This is a genomic window from Cyanobium sp. T1B-Tous, assembly GCF_024345475.1.
Lineage (GTDB): Bacteria > Cyanobacteriota > Cyanobacteriia > PCC-6307 > Cyanobiaceae > Cyanobium_A.
This window is the reverse complement of sequence record NZ_JAGQBE010000114.1, coordinates 1-5,480: the sequence shown is the minus strand read 5'-3', so window position 1 is coordinate 5,480 and position 5,480 is coordinate 1. Positions and strand designations below refer to the sequence as shown.

Genomic DNA, 5,480 nt, shown 5'->3' with positions numbered 1-5,480 from the left:
ATCCGCTGATGTTCCACCCCAATGAGGTGGCTCGGTTTGCCCGCGACGTGTTGCGGATCAAGGAAGTCACCGTTGAGGTGCTGAATTCCCCCTCCACCGCGACCCAGCAACTGTTGGGAGCCATCCTCGAGGAGCTTCGGGTCATCCGCTCGCGGCTGGACCATCTCGATGGCCGTCCCGCCGACCTGAGCATCCGCCGTGATCAGCAGGGTGCCCGCCCTGCCGCCTGAGACGGCGGGGCTACCAGCTCTCCTGGCCAGTTCGGCCTGGTGATGGCTGCGGGTGCCAGAATTGATTCACGTTCTTTGATCTATCTGTTGTGGTTCGGGTGCCTGCACCCCCCACGTCCCCATGGATGTTGTTCCCCGAATGGATGTTGTTCCCCGAGAATCCCAGCCCCATTCCACCCCGACCGGTTTCACGCTTGGTACGGTTGCCACTCCCGATCTGGACGGCCCTGGCCAAGACCAAGATCAAGAGGGTGATGCTGGCGATGATCCCTACAGTCCGGGGCCCCAAGCCTTTCCCCTGCTTCTGGGCAGCCTGATCGCCCTGATCACAGCCGTCGTTCCTCTCACCATGGTGGTGACCGGACGCTCCTTTTCCCATTCCCCGCCGAGCTTCGATGGATCTGCGCCATCTGACGGCCTCCCCGGCGCCTGGGCTGGTGAACCTGGTGGTGGAAATCCCCGCCGGCAGCCGCAATAAATACGAATACAACGCGCAGGCCGGGGTGATGGCCCTTGATCGGGTGCTGCACTCCTCGGTGCGCTACCCGTTCGACTACGGCTTCGTGCCCAACACCCTCGCGGAGGACGGTGCGCCCCTCGATGCCATGGTGATCATGGAGGAGCCCACCTTTGCCGGCTGTCTGATCCGGGCCCGACCCATCGGCATTCTCGACATGGTCGACTGCGGAGCCCACGACGGCAAATTGCTCTGCGTTCCCGAGGCAGGCTTTCGGCACAAGGACATCCGCTCGATCCGCCAGATCGCTCCGAACCAGTTGGAGGAGGTGGCGGAATTTTTCCGCACCTACAAAAATCTGGAGGGCCGGGTCACCGAGATCGCCGGCTGGTTGGATGTGGAGGCGGTGCCGGAGCTGCTGGAGCGCTGCATCGCGGCGGCCCGCGGTCTCTGAGGCTCTCCCCGTCCCAGGGCCGCCGTTGTGTCAGGGCCGCCGTTGCAGCAGAAAGCCCTCGTAGCCCAGGGCTTGAAAAATCCGCGCCGGGTCCGTGAACCCGGCCGCGTTGACCAGGGCGGTGAGGCGGGCTTCGCCAATCGGATGGAGTCCCTGGGTCAGGGGTTCGAGGGCCTGGGGATCGGCGTTGAGACCGCTGGCTTGCTGGAAGGCCAGCCAGGCGGCCTCCACCTGGTGCTGCAGGGGTGAGCGTTCCGGGGCCATCAGATCCACCAGCACAAGCTGGCCGCCGGGCTCGAGGCTGCGGGCCAGGGCCGTGAGGAAGGCCAGTTTGCTGCCGTCATCGGCCAGGGATTGCAGCACCAGCACGGAGAGGGCCCCGGCGAAGCGGCCATCGGCCTGGAGCGCCTCCACGGTGCTCTGGTGCCAGCGGATGCTGTCGCCGCCCATCCGCTGCTGCGCCGCGGCCAGCATCTCGGCGGAGGGATCGATGGCGGTGAGTTGCCAGTCGGGGCGCTGGGCCCTGGCCTCCACCAGCTCCGCCCCGGTGCCGCAACCGGCCACCAGGACGGCCGCTCCCGGTCGGCTGGCCAGGGGCGACACCGACAGCAGGGCCACCGCCAGACGCGCCAGGCTGGCGTAGCCCGGGATCAGCTGCTGCACGATTAGGTCGTAGCCGAGGGACGCGGACAAGGCTTGAGGTCGGAGGGCCCGATGCTAGGCATTGGGACGGGCGTGGCTTAAGTTGGGCGGCGCACTTTGCCCCAGCTCGACCGTGCCCACCATCCGTTTTGAACAGGAAGGCCAGCAGGTCGGTTGCATCGAGGGGGCCAATCTGCGCAAGGCCGCCCTGGACGCGGGCATCAATCCCTACAAGGGCCTCAACAACGTCAACAACTGCGGTGGCCTCGGCCAGTGCGGCACCTGCGTGATGGAGGTGGTTGAGGGGATGCAGAACCTCTCCCCCCGCAGCGATGTGGAAGAGGTCTATCTGGCCGATCGCCCCGCCAACTTCCGCCTCAGCTGCCGCACCAGCGTCAACGGCGACGTCACGGTGCGCACCCGCCCCACCAATGCCGTCGGCCAGGGCTCCAACAGCCTGGTGGGCGCCCTCAAGGCCCTGGTCGGCCGCAAGTAGTCCTAGCTGGATGAAGCTCTACAGCTACCCCAGCTGCAGCACCTGCCGCAAAGCCATCGCCTGGCTGGGGTCCCGTCAGCTGGTGGCCGAGGTGATCGACATCACCCAACAGCCGCCCAGCTCCGCGGAACTGGAGCAGGCCCTCGCCCAGCTGGGCCGTGGCCGCCTGTTCAACACCAGCGGCCAGAGCTATCGGGCCCTCGGCGCCGCTGCCGTGCAGGCCCTGGATGACCGGGCGGCCTTGGCGGCCCTGGCGGCCGACGGCAAATTGATCAAACGGCCGTTCCTGGTCACCGATGACGGACGCATCGTGACGGGTTTCAAGGAGCCGGAGTGGCTGGAGCTCCTGGGCTAGGCCGTTCGTCGTCATCCCTGCCGGGAGCGGTGATCAGCTGATCGAGCTCCTGGATCAGGGCCTCGATGCCCGCCCGGTTGATCTGGCTGAGGTAGGTGCCCTTGGCCCCATCGATCAGGGCGCAGAGCAGCTCCTGGGAGCGCTCCAGAGCAGGCCCCCTCTCCAGGGCTGCCGCCAGTTCTTCCCAGAAGCGATCGATGAATCGCTGCAGCAGATCCAGCTGCACATCGTCGCGGCGGGAGAGGCGGTTGCCGGTGCTGCGGGAGAGTTCCAGCAGGCTGTCGACCATCCCCGAGGCCAGCTGGCGGCTGATGCCACTCTCCACCTGCAGCAGCGGTTGGAGCTGGCGCAGGGGGGGAGGCACCACGGTGCGATCGAGGCTCTGGCGCAGGCTGTAGCCCAGCAAGCCCTGCAGCTCCGGGGCGAGCCTGGGGGCCACCTGGCTGAGCAACAGGGGTGCCCAGATGCGCACCAGCTCCACCAGGGCCCGCTCGTCGCTGCTGCTGACCACACTCTGGTGGCTGCGCAGGGCCCGCAGCCGCTGGGGCCAGCGCCGCGAGCGGATCAACCCCTGGGTGCCATCGAGAATCTGCAGCGAGAGCACCTCGAACAGCTCCACGGCCAGCAGGGCCACGACGCCCCGGCTCACCACCGCCCGCAGGGGCTCGAAGTTGACCAGGCCTGAGGTCTGCAGCCGCTCCAACACCGGCACCAGGCGTAACCAGCGCCAAAAGGGCAGCAGCAGGGGCAGGTCGCTCCAGCGCCGCAGCAGGGCATCTCCCCAGCTGAGGCCCGGCAGCCGGCGGCGCAGCCGGATCAGGCGCAGCAGGATGTCCAGGGCGAAGACGCCCTGGAACAGCAGCAGGTCGATTCGCCAGAAATGGTCGGTGGGGCGGCCGTTCTCATCGATGGATCGCCAGTAGTTCGTGGCCACCAGCGGCAGGATCTGGTCGTTCCAGAAACGCCGTTCCCGGCTCCATCCCTCGGCCTGGATCCACGCTGGACTGAGCAGCAGGTTGGAGGCCTGGCCCGCCGAATCCCGGTCGGCTCGCTGGCGCAGGCGGTTTTTGATCTTCTCGAGGGTGCCCGATGCCCCGGAGGAGAGGAACGGATTGCTGTCCATCAGCTGGGCGGTGAGCTGGGCCTGGCGGTTCAGCAGCCCCACCTGGGCGGCCTGGGGCGCCTGGCCGGCCGGCAGGCTCTGCAGGGCCGCATCCAACCGCTGGAACTGCTGCAGGTAGGCCTGGGTTTCCCGGTGGGGTTCGATCCCCTTGATCGGATCCATCAAGGGCGTCACATCCGGGAGCACCGTGAGGGGCACCACCAGGGGAACGGAGGGAATCGGGTAGAGGTTGCGCTGCAGCCAGAAGGTGCGCAGCGGCACGTAGGTGAGGTCGAAGGCGACCCACACCAGATTGAGGCTGGCCCAGATCGCCACAAAGCGGTCCCAGCCGCGTACCCATCGGCCCGAGGCTTCAGCGGAGGGGGCTTGCCAGCGGGGGCGCGCCATGGGCCTTGGCGAGGGGGGATCGGTGCCTAATCTGCCGTGTCTGGCCAGGCGAGCCTGAACCTGGGGAGATCAGAAACCTTGAGCCACGAAAACAGTCCGAACAACCCTGAGCTGAATGGCCCGCTGAACGGGCAGGAGCCCCCGGGCCACCACGATGCCCATGCCACGGACCAGGAGGGCCCCTGGGCCTTCTGGCGCAGCGTGCTCATCACCCTGGCGGTTGCCCTGGGGATTCGCCAGTTTCTGGTGGAGGCCCGCTACATCCCCTCGGGCTCGATGCTGCCCGGGCTGCAGCTGCAGGACCGGCTGCTGGTGGAAAAACTGAGTTACCGCCAGCGTGCGCCCCGTCGGGGCGAGATCGTGGTGTTCCATTCACCCCACCATTTCGACCCGGTGCTCTCCGCCGGCGCCAGCCGTAATCCCCTGCGCTGTCTGGTGGTGAATCTGCCCCTGCTGGGCAGCCTGCCGGGCATCGCCAATCCCGCCTGCGACGCCTACATCAAGCGGGTGGTGGCCCTCCCCGGGGAACGGGTGAGCGTGGACCCCAGGGGTCATGTGTTCATCAACGGGCGCAGGTTGCCTGAGCCCTACGTGCAGAACGACTGCCCCGTGGACAGCCAGGGGATGGGCCCCTGCCGCACCCTCAACGCCCTGGTGCCCCCGGGCCATGTGTTGGTGCTTGGGGACAACCGGGCCAACAGCTGGGACGGTCGCTTCTGGCCGGGGGGGGCCTTCCTGCCCCAGGGCGAAATCATCGGCCGGGCCTTCTGGCGCTTTTACCCCTTCAATCAGACGGGGGCCCTGGGCGTCCCAGCGTCCACTGAGTCGCCGGCACCAGGCCGCTAGCCCGCACGGCCCCGCGAAGCGTCTGACCGGCGAGGGGTTGGTTGGCCGCCTGGGAGAGGGAGTCCTCCGGCTGCCAGGTCCAGGCGTGGTGGGGATCGAACAGCAGCCAGCGGCGGGACCCTGGGCTGAGCTGCTCTGGGGCGTGCCCCAGCAGCTCGGAGCCTCCCCAACTCAGGGCCTGCCAGAGCCGCTCCACCGGCCAGCCGCGAGCCTGCACCAGCTCCTGCCAGAGCAGGGGCAGCACCAGGCCGTGGCGGGCCCCATGGCCGGCCAGGCCGGGGCGGCGCTGGTCGAGGGGGAGCAGCTGCTCTTCCGCATCCAGGGGAAGGTGGTGCACCGCCACCGCGGTGATCACCCCATCGGCCAGGCCGGTGATCAGGGCTTCGCGATCCTCCGGAGCCCCAAGGGAGGGCCGCAGCCGCCAGCCTTCGGCGGTGGGGTCGAGGTTGCCGCTGTCGGCCAGCAGGTGCCACCAGCCCACGGTGGCCTG

General features: G+C 68.2%; 6 protein-coding genes and 2 pseudogenes. 5 read left to right on the top strand and 3 right to left on the bottom strand.

Annotated features, from left to right (window positions below; genetic code table 11):
- Both KBY71_RS14800 and KBY71_RS14795 read left to right on the top strand, forming a co-directional pair.
- A pseudogene (locus KBY71_RS14800) lies at window positions 1–230 on the top strand (resolvase); the annotation flags it as partial.
- Between the two features lie 395 nt (window positions 231–625).
- Window positions 626–1,141: an inorganic diphosphatase gene (locus tag KBY71_RS14795; protein ID WP_254929648.1), complete on the top strand. Its 516-nt coding sequence runs from the start codon at window positions 626–628 to the stop codon at window positions 1,139–1,141.
- A 30-nt stretch (window positions 1,142–1,171) separates the two neighbouring features.
- Here the strand turns inward: KBY71_RS14795 and KBY71_RS14790 are convergent, their stop codons facing one another.
- Complete coding sequence (locus KBY71_RS14790; protein ID WP_254929647.1) at window positions 1,172–1,834, bottom strand: class I SAM-dependent methyltransferase; 663 nt, start codon at window positions 1,832–1,834, stop codon at window positions 1,172–1,174.
- An 82-nt stretch (window positions 1,835–1,916) separates the two neighbouring features.
- On the opposite strand from KBY71_RS14790, the gene KBY71_RS14785 reads away from it, so the two are divergent.
- Together KBY71_RS14785 and KBY71_RS14780 are read left to right on the top strand one after the other, a co-directional pair.
- A complete protein-coding gene (locus tag KBY71_RS14785) occupies window positions 1,917–2,279 on the top strand; it encodes a 2Fe-2S iron-sulfur cluster-binding protein (protein ID WP_254929646.1) in 363 nt (120 codons plus the stop codon).
- 10 nt (window positions 2,280–2,289) lie between these two features.
- Window positions 2,290–2,634, top strand: a complete 345-nt coding sequence (locus KBY71_RS14780) for a Spx/MgsR family RNA polymerase-binding regulatory protein (protein WP_254929645.1) — start codon at window positions 2,290–2,292, stop codon at window positions 2,632–2,634.
- Here KBY71_RS14780 and KBY71_RS14775 read toward each other — a convergent pair.
- Window positions 2,600–4,144 carry a hypothetical protein gene (locus KBY71_RS14775; protein WP_254929644.1) on the bottom strand — a complete coding sequence of 515 codons (1,545 nt, stop codon included), beginning with the start codon at window positions 4,142–4,144 and terminating at the stop codon, window positions 2,600–2,602. The two genes, KBY71_RS14780 and KBY71_RS14775, sit on opposite strands and share 35 nt — an antisense overlap.
- Before the next feature lie 123 nt (window positions 4,145–4,267).
- Here KBY71_RS14775 and lepB point away from each other — a divergent pair, with 123 nt between their 5' ends.
- Window positions 4,268–4,990 carry a signal peptidase I gene (gene lepB / locus KBY71_RS14770; RefSeq protein WP_261354864.1) on the top strand — a complete coding sequence of 241 codons (723 nt, stop codon included), beginning with the start codon at window positions 4,268–4,270 and terminating at the stop codon, window positions 4,988–4,990.
- Here the strand turns inward: lepB and KBY71_RS14765 are convergent.
- Window positions 4,929–5,480 (bottom strand): annotated as a pseudogene (locus KBY71_RS14765) (dihydroorotase); the annotation flags it as partial. The gene lepB and the pseudogene KBY71_RS14765 overlap by 62 nt on opposite strands.